Source organism: Ruegeria sp. R13_0 (assembly GCF_017743995.1).
Classification (GTDB): Bacteria; Pseudomonadota; Alphaproteobacteria; order Rhodobacterales; family Rhodobacteraceae; genus Ruegeria.
Genome location: NZ_JAGHRB010000007.1, coordinates 39,697 through 58,382, shown reverse-complemented (window position 1 = coordinate 58,382; position 18,686 = coordinate 39,697). Strand labels below are relative to the sequence as shown.

The window sequence follows — 18,686 nt, the reverse complement described above, 5'->3', positions numbered from 1 at the left end:
GCGCTTATAGATTGGACTTAAGGCAGTGGCAATCTGGACTTACGCGCTGCATGAAATTTTCCGCAACTTGACGACAAAACTCGAATCACCTAAATAACTAGAAATCTAGTTTAATGGAGAGTTCGGATGTGGGAAACCGCTGCAGCAGGATTTTCGGCCATGGGGTCCGAGGCCCGGTTGAAGGTTCTGAAAACACTTGTGAGGGCCGGGCAGGCCGGTCTGACCGTGGGTGAGATCCAGACACGTACCGGCATCGCTCCCTCCACGCTTGCGCATCACCTTCGGTTTCTGGCTGCAGGTGGTGTGGTTGAACAGGAAAAGATCGGGCGCACGACGATCAATCGCGCCTGTTTCAACGAGTTGCGAAACCTGGCGCAGTTTATTCTCAGTGAATGCTGCGCAGACGAAGTCGGAAAGGCCGCAAACGATGGCTGAACTATCACAAAACCCGAAAGCCTCGGCCAAACTCGCGCTGGATGTGATCAAAACGCCTTGGGCCTTGATCGTCGTGATACTGGCGTTGGTCGCAGTTTTCGATCCGGGCAACTGGGCTGAGGTCGTAGCCTTTGCCGCCAAGGCGCTGGCGCATACAGGCCAGTATATCCTGTTCGCTGTCCTTCTGCTGTCCTATCTCAAGGCCACCGGGACCGAAGTCATGGTGGCCCGTGCCTTTGAGGGGCGAGAAACCCGGATGATCTTTCTGGCCGCCCTATTCGGAGGGCTTGCGCCGTTTTGTTCCTGTGAGGTGATCCCGTTCATCGCCGGGCTTCTGGCACTGGGCGCGCCGCTGTCTGCGGTGATGGCCTTCTGGCTCAGTTCGCCTCTGATCGACCCGCCGACACTGCTAATCACCGCAGGCGCATTGGGGTGGCCCTTTGCAATCGGCAAGGCCGTTGCAGCGGTTGCCTTGGGTCTGTTCGGCGGGTTTGCCGTGCGTCTTCTGATGCGCAACGGAGCCTTCGTTCAACCCCTGCGCGAATACAAACCCGCCGGATGCTGTGGTTGCGGCCCCAAGCTGGATGACAAACCCGTCTGGACGTTCTGGCAGGAACCCGAACGCCGTCAGCGTTTCCGCTCTGAGTTCGTGCATAACGGTATTTTCCTGCTGAAATGGCTTGCTCTGGCCTATGTGCTTGAAGCGCTTCTGGTCAGCTATGTGCCTGCAGATCTGATCGCGCGCGTCGTCGGCGGAGAAGGCGTGCTGCCCATCGTCGTTGCCGCGCTGGTCGGAATGCCCGCCTATCTGAACTCCTACGTCGCGCCACCGCTTTTGGCGGGGCTGATGGAGCAAGGCATGACGGCGGGGGCGGCCATGTCCTTCATGGTGGCAGGGGCGGTCAGCTCAATCCCGGCCATGGCTGCGGTTTGGTCACTGGTGAAACCGCGCGTCTTCGCCACCTATCTGACCCTCGGGGTCGGGGGCGCGATTGTCGCTGGGATTCTGTTCCAGATGCTCTGAAAAAGAAAACGCCCGGCGCAGTGCCCGGGCGTTTTCCTCTGGTTCGTTAGGTTTTAACCAGCCTCGCAGAACCGAGGCAGTTTGAACCGGTATCTTGCCTCACCGCTTTCCACGTAGACGCGTTTTTCCACGCAGGCGCTGGTGCCCACCGATTGGGAAACCGGCGCTTTGGTCGAGGTGATCGACGTGGCCGTCCCATCCGGCAGACGGACCGAAGCGATGACCCCGTTCTTGAGATCGCCGTTGATCGCTGTGGCCGACAAAACCGGGACGGTCATGAAGGAATGATGCTCATGCTCGCCGTCATCCCCCAGCAGGAACAGGCCACCGACGATGACCGCCATGACCACAGCAGCGGCCAAACCCAAGCCCCAGGTCTTTAGGAAGGCATAGATCGTAACGGCGCGGTGTGGGCCAAAGATGGCAGATAGAATGCTCAGCATGAGAGGTCCCGAGAAAACGCCCCAGCCAGTTTAGACCGGGGCGGGTCAGAAATCAGGGGCGCAGATCGTCTTCTTCTTCGTCGTCCCCGCCACCTTTGGGCAGGTTGAAGAAGCTGTCGGCGTCCACGATCGGATCGCTGTCTTCCTTTTCGGCTTCCGGCTCATCCGACAGCGAGAAGGTTTCCAGACCCTCAATCGCGGTCGGGATCTTCGGCGCTGCGTCCATCTCCAGCGACTGCTCGGTCGAGACCAGCTTGCGGCGCTCGTCATCGCTCATCACACCGCCTTCGGCGGCTTTCTTCGCAGCGGCTTTTTGCACCACGGCGTCCAGTTCGGACTGTTTGCACAGGCCCAAGGCAACCGGGTCGATGGGCTGCATGTTGGCGATGTTCCAGTGCGTGCGCTCGCGGATCGACTGGATGGTGGGCTTGGTGGTGCCCACCAGCTTGGCGATCTGACCATCGCTGAGCTCGGGGTGGAACTTGACCAGCCACAGGATAGAGTTCGGACGGTCCTGACGCTTGGACAGTGGGGTATAGCGCGGGCCACGGCGCTTTTCCTCGCCCGTTGCCGACGGGTTGAACTTGAGCTTCAGCTTGTGCAGCGGGTTGTTCTGCGCTGCATCGATCTCTTCCTGCGTCAGCTGGTTGTTTGCAAGCGGGTCGAACCCTTTGACGCCAGCGGCCACATCGCCATCGGCAATGCCCTGCACCTCAAGCTCGTGCATTCCTACGAAATCCGCGATCTGCTTGAAGCTGATCGTGGTGTTGTCCACCAGCCATACGGCTGTTGCCTTGGCCATAAGCGGTTTTGCCATCAGCCCGTCTCCTATACATACATCTGTCCCGTCGCCGGAATTCGGCGGCCCCGGGGTTTTGGGGCAGGTTTCCGTTGTCGGGGAACTTGGGGTGTATATAGTCGCCGCGACGCAAGAAGGGAAGAGGCGAATGCGCCAAGGGTTTTTAGCGCTGGTTTTGTGGGTCACAAGCGCCGTTGCCGCGCTGGCCGAGGGCGAAAAGGCCGGTGAGTTCGACTACTACGTTCTGGCGCTGAGCTGGTCTCCGAACTGGTGCGCGCGCGAAGGGGATGCACGTGGATCGGACCAATGCGACGCCCGGCATGACCATGGCTGGATTTTGCACGGGCTGTGGCCGCAGTTCCATCAGGGCTGGCCCTCCTATTGCCGCACACCCGAGGCCCCGCCGTCGCGCGCAATGACCCGCGCGATGGAAGATATTCAGGGCAGTGCCGGCCTTGCATGGCATCAGTGGAAGAAACACGGCACCTGTTCGGGCCTGTCAGCGCGGGGCTATATGGATCTGTCGCGCGAAGCCTATGGCCGCGTGACCCGGCCCGAGGTGTTCCGCCAACTTGATACCTCGGTCAAACTGCCCGCGTCGATCGTCGAAGAGGCCTTTCTAAAGGCCAATCCCAAGCTCGAGCGCGACATGATCACGATCACCTGCAAACAGGGCTATATCGAAGAGGTTCGCCTGTGCCTGTCTCGCGACCTTGATCCCGTGCCCTGCGGCCGCGATGTCATCCGGGACTGCACGGCCAAGGACGCCCTGTTCGACCCGATTCGTTAGAGCTTTTTGTTCTGACAGTCCCGCGCGTATTCCAGCGCCTTGGCGGTGCCTTTGAGGTCGATGGCCATCACCACGTCGCCAGCCGGGTTGTAAACGGTCATCGTCTTGTTCTGAGCAATCGCGGTGACGAAATTCCGGTCAGTGAAAAAGACGGTCGCGCCGGGGACGTCACGCTCGTTAAAGCCAATGGCGGTGGCGTCATAGCTTTTGCCGTCCAGATCAAAGCGGATCGGATAGGTTTTGCCCTGTTCGATTTCGCCCCAGGCCTTGTTGTAGACGGCGAAATACCCGCGATTGTCCAGCGCGTCATAACCGATCCTCACGACCGAGAGGTCCTGATACACTGTCTGAATCAGGCACCCATTGCCCAGAGCGGGGTCCATCATGATGTTCCAGCCATCGACAAAGCCCTTGTCGACGAGATCTTGAGCGAGGGCGGAGATTGCGGTGAAGGTGGCGAGGGTTAGGGCGAGGAGGCGGGTCATGTGATGCTCCGGGTTTAGTGTGTTTATTCCACTTAACTGATACGAGGGCCGCAACGCTCCGGACAATACCATTGAACGTGTAGGCACACTTCGGACAGGTTAATCAGGTTTTTTTTTCTGAGTTTGACTTCGGAGTTAAACGCTTTCATGTGACCCTTTTGACGCGCGGCCGCGCGCCATAGCTTTTTCCGAATATCTGCAGGTTCGAAATCGGCATATTCACCTCCGGAGTATTTGGGCCAATCCAGTGCAAGGCCCAGTTTCACAAGCTCTGCGGCAAGATCTGTTCCGTCAGGAAGGTGGCACTTGGCGACCAACCTGTCGTATGAAAGGTCCTCTTGGATCGTCGCAGTGACAACTTGGCCCTTACAAAGCTGGATAAGCGCATATTTCGACTTCTTGCCCCAAGGGTGTTCGAGTTCAGGCGCGTCGATTCCCGCAATTCTGATTTTCGAACCACTTATGATGATCGTGTCACCGTCTATGACGTGACATTTTCCCCGAAGTGACCTGACCGTCGGCTGACTTGATGGTTTTAGGGAATCCGGCGTCCGCTTTACTTCGAGCCGCGGTAGGTCCGAAGAACGCTGTTGCGTTGCTTTTGGCTTGCTGAAAGAACCCATCAGGGCTCTGAACAAAAATCGTAGCATCTGTGTGGTTTCTGAAAATAGAATGGCACTTCGATGCATGCTAATTGATGAATGCGTTCGATGTAAACTCTTTCAAAGCCGCTAAAGGCATCGTCGGAGGGCTTAAAGCTCCTTTCGTGCCCTCAACGCCGCCGTAATCGTTCCGTCATCCAGATAGTCTAGCTCTCCCCCAATCGGCACGCCCTGCGCTAGTGAGGTCAAGCGGACCTGCCCCTCCAACTGATCGGCGATGTAATGCGCTGTGGTCTGGCCGTCGACGGTGGCGTTCAGGGCCAGAATGATCTCGGAGACGCCTTCGGCAACAACCCGGTCCTTGAGGCGGGGAATGCGCAACTCATCCGGGCCGACGCCATCCAGCGCCGACAGCGTGCCGCCCAACACGTGATAGCGGCCTTTGAACACGCCTGAACGCTCCATCGCCCAGAGGTCGGCGACGTCTTCGACGACGCAAAGCTCTCCGGTCGCACGGGCCTCATCGTTGCAGATGTCGCAAATGTCGGTGGTGCCTACATTGCCGCAATTCAGGCACTCGCGGGCAGTGATGGCGACCTGCTGCATGGCGTCCGACAGGGGCGTCAGCAGCAGGGCGCGTTTGCGGATCAGGTGCAGCACCGCGCGGCGGGCCGAGCGGGGACCTAGGCCGGGGAGCTTGGCCATCAGGTCGATCAGATTGTCGATGTCGCTGTTGGAACTCACGGCCTGTCCTGTCTGACGCCGGAGGGGGTCTCCGGCGGGAGTATTTGGGAAAAGATGAAGATCAGAACGGCAGTTTGATGTCTGCGGGCAAGCCCATGCTTTCGGTCAGCTTGGCCATTTCAGCCTGCGAGCGCTCGGCGGCTTTGGTCTGAGCGTCCTTGATGGCGGCCAGGATCAGGTCCTCGACCACTTCCTTGTCGTCGCCATTGAAGATCGACGGGTCGATATCCAGACCCTTCAGCTCTCCCTTGGCGGTTGCCGTCGCCTTGACTAGCCCCGCGCCGGACTCGCCTACAACCATCAGGTTGTTCAGCTCTTCCTGCATCTCGGTCATCTTGGTCTGAAGATCCTGCGCGGATTTCATCATCTTGGCCATATCGCCCAGGCCGCCTAGTCCTTTTAGCATGTTGCTTCTCCTGTAAGTCCGGTTTGTGCCTAGATACGGGGGTCACCGTGGTGACACAAGAGCAGAGCGCGCTCCCGCCTGTCGTCAAGGTCTTTGGCAAAACCTTTCCTCCCGTTGGGCCCGGCAGCGCTCGGGCAAAGCCCGAGCGCTGCCGGGCCCAAGGCCGCTCAGGGTGATCGGCTTTAGCCGACTGCCCGTGGCGGGCGCGGGAGGGTGTGGTTTTGAATAGAGGTCAGTCTTCTTCGAAAGGATCCCATTCATCTTCGACCTCGGGTAGGGCTTCGGTCTCGACTTGGGCGGCGCGTTGTTCCGGTGTTTCGATCCTGGTGATTTTGGCCTTGGGGAAATTTGCCAGAACGGCCTGAACCAGGGGATGCGCCGTGGCCTCTTCTTTCAGCGCCAGTTCGGCTTTGTCGCGGATTTCGGCGATCGTCGGAGCGTCACCATCCGACACGATGGATACCGCCCATCTGTTGCCAGTCCAACGTTGCAGGGCCGAGCCCAGCCGTGGTGCAAGATCGGTCGGGGCTTGCGAAGATGGGGTGAATTCGATCCGTCCCGGCTGGTAAGAGACCAGCCGCACGCCGTTTTCGACCTCGACCAAAAGTTTGACGTCTCGGTTGTTCCGGATCAGCTCGACCACATGTTCGAAACTTGGGTATCGCGCCAGTGCCGTCTGTGTATCTTGCGCCAAGGCGGCGACGGGTGCGCCGCCGGACCCGCGTGGCGCAGGGGTGTAGCTTGTAGCGGCGCGGGCTTCGACCGGGGCCGCGCCGTTGCTTTGAATGGGCTTCCCGCCACCCGGTCCGCCACCGGGGGGAGGAGGCGTATCCTGCAACCGTTTGATCAGCTCCTCCGGGCTGGGCAGGTCGGCCACGTGAGTCAGTCGGATCACCGCCATTTCGGCGGCCATCATGGCGTTGGGGGCGGCTGAGACCTCCTCAAGTGCTTTCAACAGCATCTGCCACATCCGAGTCAGCACTCGCATGGGGAGGGCCTCGGCCATTTGCTGGCCCCGGGCGCGTTCATCCGGGGAAACAGTGGGGTCTTCGGCTGCGTCCGGGGTGATCTTCACGACCGAAACCCAATGGGTGATCTCGGCCAAATCACGCAGCACGGCCAGTGGGTCAGCCCCTTCGGCATATTGGCCACCAAGCTCAGTCAGCGCCCCAGCTGCATCGCCCCGCAGGATCATGTCCATGAGGTCCAGAACCCGGCCACGATCCGCCAGGCCCAGCATCGCGCGCACCTGATCTGCCGTCGTCTCTCCGGCCCCGTGTGAGATCGCCTGATCCAGCAATGAGGTCGCGTCGCGGGCAGATCCCTCGGCAGCACGGGTGATCAGCGCCAACGCATCCTCGGCAATCTCTGCGCTCTCAGCCGAGGCAATCTTGCGCAACAGGCCGATCATGTCTTCGGGTTCGATCCGGCGCAGGTCGAAGCGCTGACAGCGTGACAGGACCGTAACCGGCACCTTGCGGATCTCGGTTGTGGCGAAGATGAACTTCACATGCGCCGGCGGTTCCTCGAGCGTCTTGAGCAGCGCGTTGAAGGCGCTGGTCGACAGCATGTGGACCTCATCGATGATATAGATCTTGTAGCGGGCCGAGGCAGCGCGGTAGCGAACACTGTCGATAATCTCGCGAATATCATTCACGCCGGTGCGGCTGGCGGCGTCCATCTCAATAACGTCGACATGACGGCCTTCCATGATGGCGACGCAGTGTTCACATTGGCCGCAAGGATCGGTCGTGGGTCCGCCATTTCCGTCCGGTCCGATACAGTTCATGCCTTTCGCAATGATCCGTGCGGTCGTGGTTTTGCCGGTTCCGCGAATGCCTGTCATGACAAAGGCTTGCGCGATGCGATCCGCTTCAAACGCGTTTTTCAGCGTGCGGACCATCGCATCCTGACCCACCAGATCGGCAAAGGTTTCCGGGCGATATTTGCGGGCGAGAACCTGATAGGCGGGGCTGTCTGAGTCGGTCATGTCTGCTCTGGCGGATTCGGAACGTCACCGCAGCGTAGAGGCCCGCGCCGCCCGCGTCCACATGAGTTGAAGAACGATTTTGTTTTGGAAACCGGCGCGTCAGAGGTACACTCCGCGGATTGTGAATCAAGCCTAGAGCGTTTCGGGTTTAACTTGAGACACGAATACCCTGCCACGCCTGCGGCGTTCTCGGGACATTCGTGTCGCAGAGTGATTCAGATAAAACCCGAAACGCATTAAAGTCAGGATCAACGCTTCCGGGGGGATGCTGTCATGACGAATTTGGTTATTCATGCTTTGCAAGTGGGCGGGGGCACACTTGCCCTGACGTCGATGCCGGGAAGGGGCGGCGACTATGCAGGCGACCTTGAAACGATCGGAGATTGGAAGCCGGGCCTCGTGCTGTCGATGACAACCGAGGCCGAGCTGGTCCAGTTCGGAGCCCGCGATTTTGGCCGCGACGTTCAGGGTCGCGCCAGCCGCTGGGTGCATCTGCCGATTCAGGATTTCGGCGTGCCACCGGCAGAGGTTGATGCGCAATGGCCCGATGTTAGTGCAGCGGCGCGGCAGGCTTTGTCTGGCGGAGGGCGCGTGCTTGTCCATTGTCAGGGCGGATGTGGTCGCTCCGGCATGGTTGTGTTGAGGTTGATGATCGAATGCGGTGAAGCTCCAACCCAAGCGCTGGACCGGTTGCGCAAGCTACGCCCCTGCGCGGTCGAAACTGACGCGCAGAAGCACTGGGCCACCTTGCCCGCCCGAGCTTTGGCGGATTCTTAAGCCGACAGTTGCAGTTCCGCCGGGGCCGGTTTGCGCGGCGCAATCACTGATGCCTCAAGCATGGCGCAGGGCAGAGATGTCATCGCAGCGGCTGGGAAGCTATTGGCTTCTGTGTCGAACATAAGGTCGGCATAGCGATCGAGGGTCTCGCAGTCGGCATCAGGGTCCGCTCCGCAATAGACCCGCACCCGAGACTGGCTGGCCCGAAACCGGGCGTGGCAGCCGTCCGAGCAATGGGTCAGATCGCTACTGCCTTCGATTTCGAAATCCGATGTGGTCGCCGGACCGGCTTGCTCCAAGGCGTCAACCATCGAACGCGCCAGTCGCGCCAGTGCCGGGCAAGTCTTACCGGTATGTTGGCAGATGGTTGCTGAGAACCTATGTGTCTTCGTCTTCCAGATCATCCTGCGCCCTCCGCGCGGTGGACAGGGGCTGGGATCAGGTAGGCAGATAGGGTCTGTCACGGCCTGCCCGGACACCCCGCCCGAGTTTGGGTTATGTTGACGATGGCAGGTCTCCTGACTTGCGGGTCATCGCTTTGCCGACCTTCCCGGCCTTTCGGCCAGTGGCTCTTCGACATCGCTCACCGCTTACAGTTGCGGGGGCAGTCGCGGATTTGGTTTGACCCGATCAAGTCGGGGAAAACCGCACCGTGTTCCCTTTTCATCCCGACCTCTAGTGAAAGCCGGGAACCATCGCACCATCGCTAGCGTTCATAACCATCCTGAGTCAAGTTGAACTTTCTGCGCCGCGGAAAGACTGCGCGCGAAGTGGACGCGTGGTCATGCGGGATCGCAGTTGACTCGCGCGGACAGTCTGGGGTCATGTGACAGTGAACTCATCAGTTTAGTTTTCGCCAAGGATGCCCATGTTGGATTCAAACCAAACAGTGCTGATTGAAGATGTTCAGATCCCGGTGGGAGATGGCGCCCTGTCCGGGCGGATCTACCGGCCCGTAGCGCAGCCCGAAACCGTAGTGGTGGTCAACAGCGCGACGGGCGTTCCACGTGACTACTACAAGCATTTTGCACAATGGTTGGCGTCGGATCGGGATATCGCCTGTTTGATATATGACTACCGGGAATTCGGTCATTCGAAATCGGGGCCACAGCGGCGTTCGAAGATCTCGATGGCGGATTGGGCTTTGCAGGACATACCAGCCGCGCGGGCCGAGATGCGCCGCCGATTCCCGCTGGCGCAGCAATGGTCAGTTGGTCATTCGCTTGGAGGGATGCTGGGGCCAGTGCAGCCGGATATCGATAAGATTGATCGCATGATCTGCGTCTGTTCCGGCCTTGTGAAACTGGGTGATCACCCTTGGCCGTACCGCGCTCTGGCCGGGTTGTTCTGGTATGGGCATGTGCCTCTGGTCGTGCGCGGCCTGGGGTATTTGCCGGGCAAGGCACTTGGGTTTGGAACAGACCTACCGCCTAAGGTCTATTGGCAATGGCGCAAATGGTGCACCGCGCCGCAAAGCTATCTGCCCGAGATCGGAGACACTCTGCCCCAAGCCACATGGCAGGATTCCAACGTTCCCGTTGACCTCTTTGCCTGCACTGATGATGATTTGGTCCCTGAGGCCGCTGTTTGGCGGTTGGCAGATCTTTACGGACCGAAGGCACGCCGCCACCTGTTGTCGCCAGAAGAATTCGGCGTTCCGGAAATCGGCCATATCGGTGTGTTTGCCCGCCGCAATGCGGCAGTCTGGCCCCGATTGATCGCTTGATGGAAGACGCCGGCGAACCGGCGCCCCTTTTTCAGCGCGTGTTTTAGTCGCCGCGCCGCGCGGACTTTCCGTGCATCGCGGATCGGACCATTTTGCCGAAGGCTTTGTCGCGTGCCCGCGCCTCGGCCACGGTTTCAGAGTTGCGCTGATCCTCGCGCCTCAGCTTGCGCCAGCGTTCCAGCCGATCTGCATCCAGCGTGCCTTCTTCTATTGCCGCCTGCACAGCGCAGCCGGGCTCGGCCTCATGCTGGCAATCCGAAAAACGACAGTTTTGGACTAGCTCCAGAATGTCCGAGAACACTTCGTCCACCCCGTCCTGCGCATCGAGCAGACGCAGGGCGCGCATGCCGGGGGTGTCGACCAGCCAACCGCCATTTTGCATCGGATGCAAGGCGCGCGACGTCGTGGTGTGGCGGCCTCGTGCATCATCCTCGCGGATTGCTGCAGTTGCCTGATCCTGACCGGTCATTCCGTTGGCGAGCGTTGTTTTGCCAACCCCGGAGGACCCGACCAAAGCCGCTGTCTGACCCGCCGGGCACCATGTCAGAACCTGTTGCATGTCTGACGCGTCATGCGCGTTGACCGTCAGGACTGTCAGAAACGGGGCCAGCGCTTCGGCCTGCTTGGCATAGGCTGCGGGGTCCGAGCAGTTATCCGCCTTGGTCAGGACCACGACAGGATAGCACTCCGCCTGATGCGCCAGCGCCAGATACCGTTCGAGCCGTGGCACATTGAAATCCGCATTGCACGAGCTGACGATGAACAGCACGTCAACATTGGCTGCGATCAACTGCGCCTCGGCTCCGGTTCCGGCAGCACGGCGTTGCAACAGGCTGCGCCGGTCAAGCAGATGCTGAACCCGGTTTTGGTCGTCGGCCAGCACCCAATCTCCGACCGCAAAATCGCCGGTGGAGTGACCAGGGGCCAACAGAGACGTTTCACCAGTCTCGTTCATCCCGACCAGACGGTCCCTGTGAACGGCGGTGATACGAAAAGGCATGAATTGCGCGTGCGCCGCGTGTTGTGCAGCAAAGTGAGAGGACCATCCCAGATCCGAAAGAGAAAAAGACATTGGTTTGCCTGTGTTCAGATATAGCAATCGCATCGGATGGCAGACGCGCATCCGTTGGTGATGTGTTCAGGCAATCGGAGAGTTGGGTTTAGAACCGATCTGCCCGAAGGGTGTTTGCTACAATCATAAAGCCCTCCTGCGGCTGATGGTTTCTATAAAGTGAGAGGTTGGACATCGACCCAAGCGGGGCTCGTTGTGGCTGCTTCCTTCCGGACCTGACCAGGTTGGCGAGGCGCTCGCCCGCGCCAACCTCTCAACGCCTGATATAGGGAAGCGATGTGAAAATGACAACCCGTCACAAGGACAGTCGTATCCTTTCAAAGCCCTCGGCATCAGGCCCCAGCAATTCAGGGGAGTATCTGCTTAACTCGGGCAAATACTTCAACGCTCCGCCGCCGGTTCTGAGGATCGTGTGCGCACCATTCAATGGAGTTAAGGAGAACGGGTAGGGGGCCTGATCCAGAGGGTCTGCGGGCAGGCGATCTGACAGGTAGTCACGCAGTATCTCTCTGATATCCTTAGATGGAAGCGGAATGGTCTCCGCCTGCGCTACGAAGGGGAAATGCCCGCCGCCACTGGTGCGATAGTTGTTGAGGGCGACCACAAAGCGCTGGTCGTCCCCAACCGCCTGACCGTCAAAGCACAGGTTGCGGATGCGCCGGGCGGCGGGATCGCTCAGGGTGCCGGTACTGTCAAACCGCGCCGGGTTGGAGAGGTCGATCTGATAGGTGACGCCAAACACGACGTCAAAGTTATGCCCCGCCCGGCGGGAATCGACCAGCTCGGCTTCGGCGTCTGGCTGGATCTGGTTGAGAACACCCGCCGACATCTCAAGCCAGTCCCGCAGTTGCGCGCCGGTGATTTCGACGGCCCGCAATTCGTTGGAAAAGACATGCAGGTCAGCGACGTGTCGCAGGCAAATCTCGCCCACAGGCACGTCCGTGTAGTTTCGAGGCCCAGCCCGGCCGCCGAATTTGTAAGGGGACACTGCAGACAGAAGCGGTAGGTCGGCGAAAGCGGTGCCGTGCAGAAACGGGCGCAAACCCGCCGCTTGCGCCGCCGCCACCAGGGCGAGGCCTCGATCCGGAGCGCAGAAACTGAAATAGCTGTGCAGGCTCTGCTTGGTCTGGCTGACAGGTTCGGCCATCATCTTGCGCGTGGCCAGATGAGCGGGCTTGAATATCTCGCTCAGGTTGGTGTCTTCGACCTCATCGGCTGTGGCGACAAGGTTGCAGCGGTGATCCGTGATCTGCCAGCGCCCCTCGGGCGTTTTGGTCATATGCAGGTCTATGACCCCCAGATAAGACCCGGCAGACCCGGCCATGACCACAGGTGTGCCGTGGACCAGACCGTTTTCGGTATCAACATTGTCAAGCCCGTGATGCCCCGCGCCGGGCAGTGTCAGATGCGTGTGACCGGCCACAATCGCGTCAATGCCCTCAATCTCGGCGAGGGGAATCACCGCATTCTCAAGCCCCGGCTGAGATGCCGATTGCTCCAACCCCGAATGCGCCAGCGCGACGACCAGATCGCAGCCTTGCGCGCGCAACGTCTCAGCTGTTCGTCGGGCGGCGGTCAGGGCGTCCTCGGCAATGACCTTGTCCTTTAGATGATGCGCCTCCCACATGGTTGTTTGAGGCGGGAGTACGGACAGCACGCCGATTCGAAGCGCGGTGCCTCGCGCGTTGGACCGGGTTAGGACGGCGCTGCGCAGCCAAGGCTGCTGGTCGTCAACATGGGTCAGATTGCTGCAAATCACGGGGCACGGGGCTTGGTCTAAGACGCGCTCTAAAACATCCAGACCGAAGCCGAAATCATGGTTGCCCAAGCCGATCGCGTCATATTCCAACGCCTGGAAGGCCTGCATCATCGGGTGCGGGCCGTCTCTTTCCACCGCCCAGTCCCCAATTGGCGTCCCCTGCAGCGAATCGCCGTTATCGAACAACAGGGTCAGTGCGCCCTCGGCCTGTCGGCGGGCGTTTCGGATCGCCGTCGCCGTGCGCGTCATACCGATGCTCGGGTCCGGTTTGTCCGCATAGTAGTCGAACCCGGTCAGGGTCATATGCAGATCGGTGGTTGCCAGAATACGGATATGCACCCCGGCGTCCTGCGCGTCTTTCATGCGCGGGGAGATTGCGGTCACGTTCGGTTGTCTACTTTTGTACTATGAGAGTTAAGAAAATTTACCAAGAAGACAAATAAATGAAAAATCCGAGGCGGTCATGCGGTGTTTCGGTGGCACCTGTCGATATGCCGCAGTAGTGAATTGACATTGCAACACCTGCGCGGACATGGCAGCCCTAGGCGCAAAAACCCGAGGGGACCCCAATGAAAAACGCAGAGACCGTGACATTCGGCAGCTCAGGCCTTGATCGAGCGGCCCATCTTCGCGGGGATGCGGACAAGCTGGCTGAGGCGGCCCAAGACCCAAACGCCCGGTGCTTGTTGCTGTGGCGTGGAAAAGTGCTGGTGCAGGGTGAGGCTCTGGATCGGTTGGGGCTGGTCAATATGGCGCATCCTCTGGTCGCCAATGGCCCCGGTGGCGTGGTTGAAGCTCCGATCCTGCTGGGCTGTTCCGATGATGGGGCGGCGATGTTTGCCGCAGATATCTCTGAATGGCAGGCCGAGGGGCTGGATCTGTCGAGCTTGGGCAATTTCATCGACCCGTCCGAGCAACAACATCCCGATCTGCCTGAGGGCCATGTGTTTGCCGAGCTGCGTCGGATCATGACACGCCTATCCGCCCGCGATGCCGAGCTTGCGGCGACAGCCAAGGCGGTGATCGGCTGGCACGAGACGCATCGCTTCTGTGCTCGCTGCGGTGCGCCAAGCGACGTATCGCAAGCTGGATGGCAGCGCAGTTGCGCGTCCTGTGGTGGCCAGCACTTCCCACGCACCGACCCAGTTGTGATTATGTTGATCACCCATGGCGACAGCGTGCTGATGGGGCGCTCGCCGGGATGGCCCGAGGGCATGTTCTCGTTGCTTGCAGGGTTCGTCGAGCCGGGCGAGACGCTTGAATCCGCTGTCCGGCGCGAGGTGATGGAAGAGGCGGGCGTTCCCGTGGGCGCCGTGTCCTATCTGTCCAGCCAGCCCTGGCCGTTTCCGGCGTCACTGATGTTCGGCTGCGCAGGTGAAGCTCTGTCTCGGGACATTCAGATCGACCCGGTTGAGATCGAAGAGGCAATGTGGGTCAGCAAATCCGAGATGATGCAGGCCTTCGCGGGGGAGCATCCGCGCCTGCTGCCCGCTCGCAAAGGAGCGATTGCGCATTTCCTGCTGCAGAACTGGCTTGCAGATACGTTGGACTAAAGAAACACTAAACGGAAAGAACGAGCAGCAAAGGCCCCCATGCAGTTTTCAGCGCGCGAAGATATCGAGGCTCCCATCCACTCGGTTTTTGACATGGTTGCCGATTTCGATCGGTTCGAACGTATGGCGATGCGCCGTGGCGTTGACGTGCGCCGAACCACCGTCGGGGTTGCACCTTCCGCGGGTATGGCATGGGAGACCGAATTCAAGTTGCGCGGCAAACCCCGCCAGATGTCCGTGTTGCTGACCGATTGCGACCACCCCTCTCAAATGCGATTCGAGGCGACGGGCAAGGGCATGATCGGGGTTACAGTGGTTGACTTTATGGCTCTTTCTCAGCATCGAACCCGCTTGAATGTGGACTTGTCACTCAGCGCCAAGTCCCTGCCTGCGCGGTTGCTGCTGCAGTCGATGAAGCTGGGCCAAGCGCGGTTTCGCAAACGCTTTCAAATGCGCCTGGCGGAATTCGCCCGAGAATTGGAGCAGCGCCACCGGCATGGCGCCTAGACTCACCTTTATCTGAAGCGGGGTCCTAGCCGCGTGGTTGGGCCGCCGGGTAGACGCCAAGTATTTCCACATTGGTGGTGAAATGCTCAAGTTCGTCCATGGCCAGTTGCACGTTCCGGTCTTCTGGATGCCCGACGATATCGGCATAGAACTGGGTCGCGGTGAACGAGCCATCGACCATGTAGCTTTCCAGCTTGGTCATGTTGATCCCATTGGTCGCAAACCCACCCATCGCTTTGTATAGCGCCGCTGGAATGTTGCGGACCTGAAAGACAAAGCTGGTGATCATGCCATGCGCGCCCCGACGCGACAGGTCGGCTTTGGGCGACATGACCAGAAACCGCGTGGTGTTGTCGCCATGATCCTCGATATGACGGGCGAGGACGTTCAGGCCGTAGATCTCTCCGGCGAGTTCGCTGGCCAGAGCGGCGGAATGGATTTCACCCGCCTCGGATACCTCACGCGCGGCGCGGGCGTTGTCGGGGCTGACCCGCCCATGAATACCGTGCTCGCGCAGGAAGCCCGCGCATTGGGGCAGCAGGACCAGATGGGAATGCGCCTCGGTGATGTCGTCCAGCGTCGCGCCGGGCACGGCCAGCAGGTTGATATGGACGCGCACGAAGGCCTCATCAATGATCTGCAGGCCACTATGCGGCAAAAGCCGGTGGATATCGGCCACCCGCCCATAGGTCGTGTTTTCGACCGGCAACATCGCCAGATCAGCCGCGCCGGACCGAACCGATTCGATCACATCCTCGAACGTACGGCAGGGCAGCGCCTCCATTTCCGGGCGCGCGTTGCGGCAGGCTTCGTGGCTGTAGGCGCCGGGTTCGCCTTGAAAGGCAATGCGATTGGTCATTTGGTCGGTCCCGTGCAACAAGTTACAGAATTGGGCGTTTCGTCGCGGTGTCTATACCTTGCCTCTCGCAAGGGGAAGCCTTAGACACCTTTTCAGACAGCTGAAATGGACTAGCGATCAATGTTCGACACGATGACAGTTACAAAGGCCGCTGCGGGCCTGTTCGGCACGTTCCTTGTGCTGCTTCTTGCCAAATGGGGTGGTGACATCCTGTACCATTCGCATGGGGGCCATGGGGATGCACAGGCTGCGTATATCATCGAAACCGAAAGCTCGGGCGAAAGCGCCGATGGCGAAGAGGTGGTCTTTGCAGACCTGCTGGCCGCGGCAGACCCTGAAAAGGGTGCCAAAGTTTTCCGCAAATGTACTGCGTGCCACAAGCTGGAAGACGGCGCGAACGGCACCGGCCCCTACCTTTACGGCGTAGTAGACCGGCCTGTTGCCTCGGCCAAAGGCTTCACCGGCTATTCGGCGGCGATGCAGGCGCATGGCGGCAACTGGACCCCCGAAGCGCTTGACGCCTTCGTTGAAAGACCCAGCGCCTATATCTCGGGCACATCCATGAGCTTTGCCGGCCTGAAAAAGCCGCAAGACCGCGCGGACCTGATTGCCTATCTGCAAACCATCGGCAACTGATTGCCATCACGTTTGCGAAAAAACCCAAAGCCGCTGCCTTGTGCAGCGGCTTTTTTTATGTCGAAAATCTTCACAAAGCGTTCACGCATTCTAAACTTGAATCAGCCAGGACTGGCGATTTAGCTGGCGGAACAAACATAGATGACGACAACAATCCAGAGGATGAGCCATATGAAACCCCTCCTGCCTGCTGCGCGCGACATGAGTATTCGGCATTGGGGGGTGGTCTTAGGGTTGGTCGCCGTGACGCTCGGATCAGCCGAGGTCGCCCAAGCGAATGATGAAAACGTTACAACCAGTCACGGGTACTCCTATTTTGGAAATCTGGACTACCCGGCTGACTATCCGCATCTGAATTACGTGAACCCCGACGCTCCAAAAGGCGGTGAGATGTCACTGGCAGCGTCTGGAACCTTTGACTCGCTGAATCCTTACTCACGAAAGGGTCGTAGCGGAGCGTTAACCACAATCCAATATGATCGGCTGTTCGAAAGCGCGGATGACAGTGTCGGTCAGTACTACGGTGTTCTGGCGGAAAGTCTCGAGTACGACGAAGGCCGCAACTACGTCATTTTCAACTTGCGCCCTGAGGCCATGTTCTGGGATGGAACACCGGTCACGGCCGAAGACGTTGTTTACAGCCACCGTTTGTTTATCGAGCAGGGCCTGCCGTCTTACGCGCAGGCTGTCGGGCGCATGGTCACCGAGGCCGAGGCGCTAGATGATCACACTGTAAGGTTCACGTTCAACCCAGAAGTCACGCGCCGTAGCTTGATCGAAACCGTAGGATCGACGCCTGTCTTCTCGAAAGCGTGGTTTGAAGCAGACGAGTCGCGTCGTCTGGATGAACCTCGGCTGGAAGTGGCGGTCGGTTCGGGTCCATACAAGCTGGACAGTTATGACATCAACCGCCGTATCGTCTACAAGCGCCGCGACGACTATTGGGGCAAAGACCTGCCATTCAACGTAGGCCGCAACAACTTTGACACTATTCGCGTCGAATATTTTGCTGACCAGACTGCCGCGTTCGAAGGTTTCAAGGCGGGCGAATATACGATGCGGATCGAGAGCGACCCCAAGCTTTGGGCGACAAGCTATGACTTCCCCAAGCTGACAGAGGGTTCGGTTGTGCGCGACGAAATCATGGATGGCAGCCCGCCGACGCCGTCTGGTTTTGTGTTCAATCTCGGCAAGCCCCAATTCGCAGATAAGAACGTTCGAAAAGCGTTGGCTCTGGCGTTCAACTTCGAATGGGCAAACGAATCTCTGTTGTTTGGCTTGAATTCACCGCGCAACTCATTTGTGCAAGGCACACCGCTTGAAGCGCAGGGCACCCCATCGGGCCCAGAGCTGGCTTTCTTGGAAACGCTTGGCGATGCCGTCCCAGCCGATTTTCTTTCCGAGGATGTCGTCGTCGCGCATGAATCCAACCCAGCGCGCCTGAATGACCGGCGCAACCTGCGTAAAGCGTCGAAGATGTTGGACGAGGCGGGTTGGCCCGTGGGCGAAGGCAACGTGCGTCGCAATGCCGAAGGGCAGACGCTGAAAGTAAACATCCCATACCCTTCGAACTTGCCGACATCCACGGCGACGATGATCGAAACCTACGTTCAGAACCTTCAGGCATTGGGTGTAGATGCATCTGCGGAAAAGGTTGATCCGGCACAATACACATTGCGTAGCCGAGAGCGCGACTACGATATGGTCTATTCCACGCGGTATGGGTCATTCCTGTCGACGGGCGGCGGATTGAGCCAGATGTATGGGTCCGAAGAGGCAGCCTTTAGCCTGTTCAATCCCGCTGGCCTGGCAAGCCCGTTGGTCGACGCGATTATTGAAGCGTCGTTTGCAACCGACAATCAGGCTGATCAGGACGCAGCACTTATGGCTTTGGATCGTGCCCTGAGGTATGAGTTTTTCGTGATCCCTGTGGGATACATCGCGCACTACTGGACAGCCTATTACGACATGTACGAATACCCTGAGAACCTGCCACCCTATTCGTTAGGTCATTTGGACCTTTGGTGGATCAACCCCGAGAAAGAAGCCGATTTGAAGGCAAAAGGCGCGCTGCGGTAA

Annotated in this window: 20 protein-coding genes, 1 other RNA gene and 1 riboswitch; of the genes, 9 read left to right on the top strand and 12 right to left on the bottom strand. The window is 59.3% G+C overall.

What is annotated here, in order from left to right:
- Positions 1-126: 126 nt before the first annotated feature.
- Both J7394_RS10735 and J7394_RS10730 read left to right on the top strand, forming a co-directional pair.
- The gene (locus tag J7394_RS10735) at positions 127-435 is read left to right on the top strand and encodes a helix-turn-helix transcriptional regulator (protein WP_170375462.1); all 309 of its coding nucleotides are present in this window, start codon (positions 127-129) and stop codon (positions 433-435) included.
- Positions 428-1,459: a permease gene (locus tag J7394_RS10730; protein ID WP_209252916.1), complete on the top strand. Its 1,032-nt coding sequence runs from the start codon at positions 428-430 to the stop codon at positions 1,457-1,459. Before J7394_RS10735 ends, J7394_RS10730 begins: the two co-directional genes overlap by 8 nt.
- Positions 1,460-1,512: 53 nt before the next feature.
- Here the strand turns inward: J7394_RS10730 and J7394_RS10725 are convergent, their stop codons facing one another.
- Both J7394_RS10725 and J7394_RS10720 read right to left on the bottom strand, forming a co-directional pair.
- The gene (locus J7394_RS10725) at positions 1,513-1,902 is read right to left on the bottom strand and encodes a hypothetical protein (protein WP_209252915.1); all 390 of its coding nucleotides are present in this window, start codon (positions 1,900-1,902) and stop codon (positions 1,513-1,515) included.
- A gap of 52 nt (positions 1,903-1,954) precedes the next feature.
- On the bottom strand, positions 1,955-2,719 hold the full coding sequence (locus J7394_RS10720; protein WP_170375456.1) for a DUF1013 domain-containing protein: 765 nt from the start codon (positions 2,717-2,719) through the stop codon (positions 1,955-1,957).
- A gap of 130 nt (positions 2,720-2,849) precedes the next feature.
- On the opposite strand from J7394_RS10720, the gene J7394_RS10715 reads away from it, so the two are divergent.
- Positions 2,850-3,491 (top strand): ribonuclease T2, encoded by a 642-nt coding sequence (locus J7394_RS10715; RefSeq protein ID WP_170552506.1) that lies wholly within the window; start codon positions 2,850-2,852, stop codon positions 3,489-3,491.
- Here the strand turns inward: J7394_RS10715 and J7394_RS10710 are convergent.
- The 5 genes from J7394_RS10710 to J7394_RS10690 form a co-directional block, all read right to left on the bottom strand.
- Positions 3,488-3,976 carry a hypothetical protein gene (locus tag J7394_RS10710; RefSeq protein ID WP_209252914.1) on the bottom strand — a complete coding sequence of 163 codons (489 nt, stop codon included), beginning with the start codon at positions 3,974-3,976 and terminating at the stop codon, positions 3,488-3,490. The genes J7394_RS10715 and J7394_RS10710 overlap by 4 nt on opposite strands.
- Positions 3,977-4,008: 32 nt before the next feature.
- Positions 4,009-4,599 carry a thermonuclease family protein gene (locus tag J7394_RS10705; protein ID WP_209252913.1) on the bottom strand — a complete coding sequence of 197 codons (591 nt, stop codon included), beginning with the start codon at positions 4,597-4,599 and terminating at the stop codon, positions 4,009-4,011.
- 129 nt (positions 4,600-4,728) lie between these two features.
- Entirely contained in the window at positions 4,729-5,322 is a 594-nt protein-coding gene (recR, locus tag J7394_RS10700; protein ID WP_209252912.1) for a recombination mediator RecR, read from the bottom strand.
- Between the two features lie 61 nt (positions 5,323-5,383).
- On the bottom strand, positions 5,384-5,728 hold the full coding sequence (locus J7394_RS10695) for a YbaB/EbfC family nucleoid-associated protein (protein ID WP_170328851.1): 345 nt from the start codon (positions 5,726-5,728) through the stop codon (positions 5,384-5,386).
- A 232-nt stretch (positions 5,729-5,960) separates the two neighbouring features.
- A complete protein-coding gene (locus J7394_RS10690; protein WP_209252911.1) occupies positions 5,961-7,718 on the bottom strand; it encodes a DNA polymerase III subunit gamma/tau in 1,758 nt (585 codons plus the stop codon).
- A gap of 273 nt (positions 7,719-7,991) precedes the next feature.
- Here J7394_RS10690 and J7394_RS10685 point away from each other — a divergent pair, with 273 nt between their 5' ends.
- Positions 7,992-8,495: a protein-tyrosine phosphatase family protein gene (locus J7394_RS10685; protein ID WP_209252909.1), complete on the top strand. Its 504-nt coding sequence runs from the start codon at positions 7,992-7,994 to the stop codon at positions 8,493-8,495.
- Here J7394_RS10685 and J7394_RS10680 read toward each other — a convergent pair.
- Positions 8,492-8,899 carry a hypothetical protein gene (locus J7394_RS10680; RefSeq protein ID WP_209252907.1) on the bottom strand — a complete coding sequence of 136 codons (408 nt, stop codon included), beginning with the start codon at positions 8,897-8,899 and terminating at the stop codon, positions 8,492-8,494. The genes J7394_RS10685 and J7394_RS10680 overlap by 4 nt on opposite strands.
- Before the next feature lie 86 nt (positions 8,900-8,985).
- Positions 8,986-9,207, bottom strand: a riboswitch (cobalamin riboswitch).
- Positions 9,208-9,363: 156 nt separating this feature from the next.
- Here J7394_RS10680 and J7394_RS10675 point away from each other — a divergent pair.
- Positions 9,364-10,221, top strand: a complete 858-nt coding sequence (locus J7394_RS10675) for an alpha/beta fold hydrolase (protein ID WP_209252905.1) — start codon at positions 9,364-9,366, stop codon at positions 10,219-10,221.
- A gap of 43 nt (positions 10,222-10,264) precedes the next feature.
- Here J7394_RS10675 and rsgA read toward each other — a convergent pair whose 3' ends face one another.
- The 3 genes from rsgA to J7394_RS10660 form a co-directional block, all read right to left on the bottom strand.
- Positions 10,265-11,293 (bottom strand): ribosome small subunit-dependent GTPase A, encoded by a 1,029-nt coding sequence (gene rsgA / locus J7394_RS10670; protein ID WP_209252903.1) that lies wholly within the window; start codon positions 11,291-11,293, stop codon positions 10,265-10,267.
- 157 nt (positions 11,294-11,450) lie between these two features.
- An RNA gene (gene ffs, locus J7394_RS10665) (signal recognition particle sRNA small type) lies at positions 11,451-11,549 on the bottom strand.
- A 39-nt stretch (positions 11,550-11,588) separates the two neighbouring features.
- A complete protein-coding gene (locus J7394_RS10660; protein ID WP_371811997.1) occupies positions 11,589-13,436 on the bottom strand; it encodes a bifunctional 2',3'-cyclic-nucleotide 2'-phosphodiesterase/3'-nucleotidase in 1,848 nt (615 codons plus the stop codon).
- Between the two features lie 185 nt (positions 13,437-13,621).
- Here J7394_RS10660 and nudC point away from each other — a divergent pair, with 185 nt between their 5' ends.
- Both nudC and J7394_RS10650 read left to right on the top strand, forming a co-directional pair.
- Positions 13,622-14,605, top strand: a complete 984-nt coding sequence (nudC, locus tag J7394_RS10655; RefSeq protein WP_209252901.1) for an NAD(+) diphosphatase — start codon at positions 13,622-13,624, stop codon at positions 14,603-14,605.
- A 39-nt stretch (positions 14,606-14,644) separates the two neighbouring features.
- On the top strand, positions 14,645-15,112 hold the full coding sequence (locus J7394_RS10650) for an SRPBCC family protein (RefSeq protein WP_209252899.1): 468 nt from the start codon (positions 14,645-14,647) through the stop codon (positions 15,110-15,112).
- Positions 15,113-15,137: 25 nt separating this feature from the next.
- On the opposite strand, the gene J7394_RS10645 is transcribed toward J7394_RS10650, so the two are convergent.
- Positions 15,138-15,971, bottom strand: coding sequence for a prephenate dehydratase (locus J7394_RS10645; protein WP_209252896.1), 834 nt, complete (start codon positions 15,969-15,971; stop codon positions 15,138-15,140).
- A 120-nt stretch (positions 15,972-16,091) separates the two neighbouring features.
- Between J7394_RS10645 and J7394_RS10640 the strand changes: the two genes are divergently transcribed.
- Together J7394_RS10640 and J7394_RS10635 are read left to right on the top strand one after the other, a co-directional pair.
- Complete coding sequence (locus tag J7394_RS10640) at positions 16,092-16,607, top strand: cytochrome c family protein (protein ID WP_209252894.1); 516 nt, start codon at positions 16,092-16,094, stop codon at positions 16,605-16,607.
- 171 nt (positions 16,608-16,778) lie between these two features.
- Positions 16,779-18,686 carry an extracellular solute-binding protein gene (locus tag J7394_RS10635; protein ID WP_209252892.1) on the top strand — a complete coding sequence of 636 codons (1,908 nt, stop codon included), beginning with the start codon at positions 16,779-16,781 and terminating at the stop codon, positions 18,684-18,686.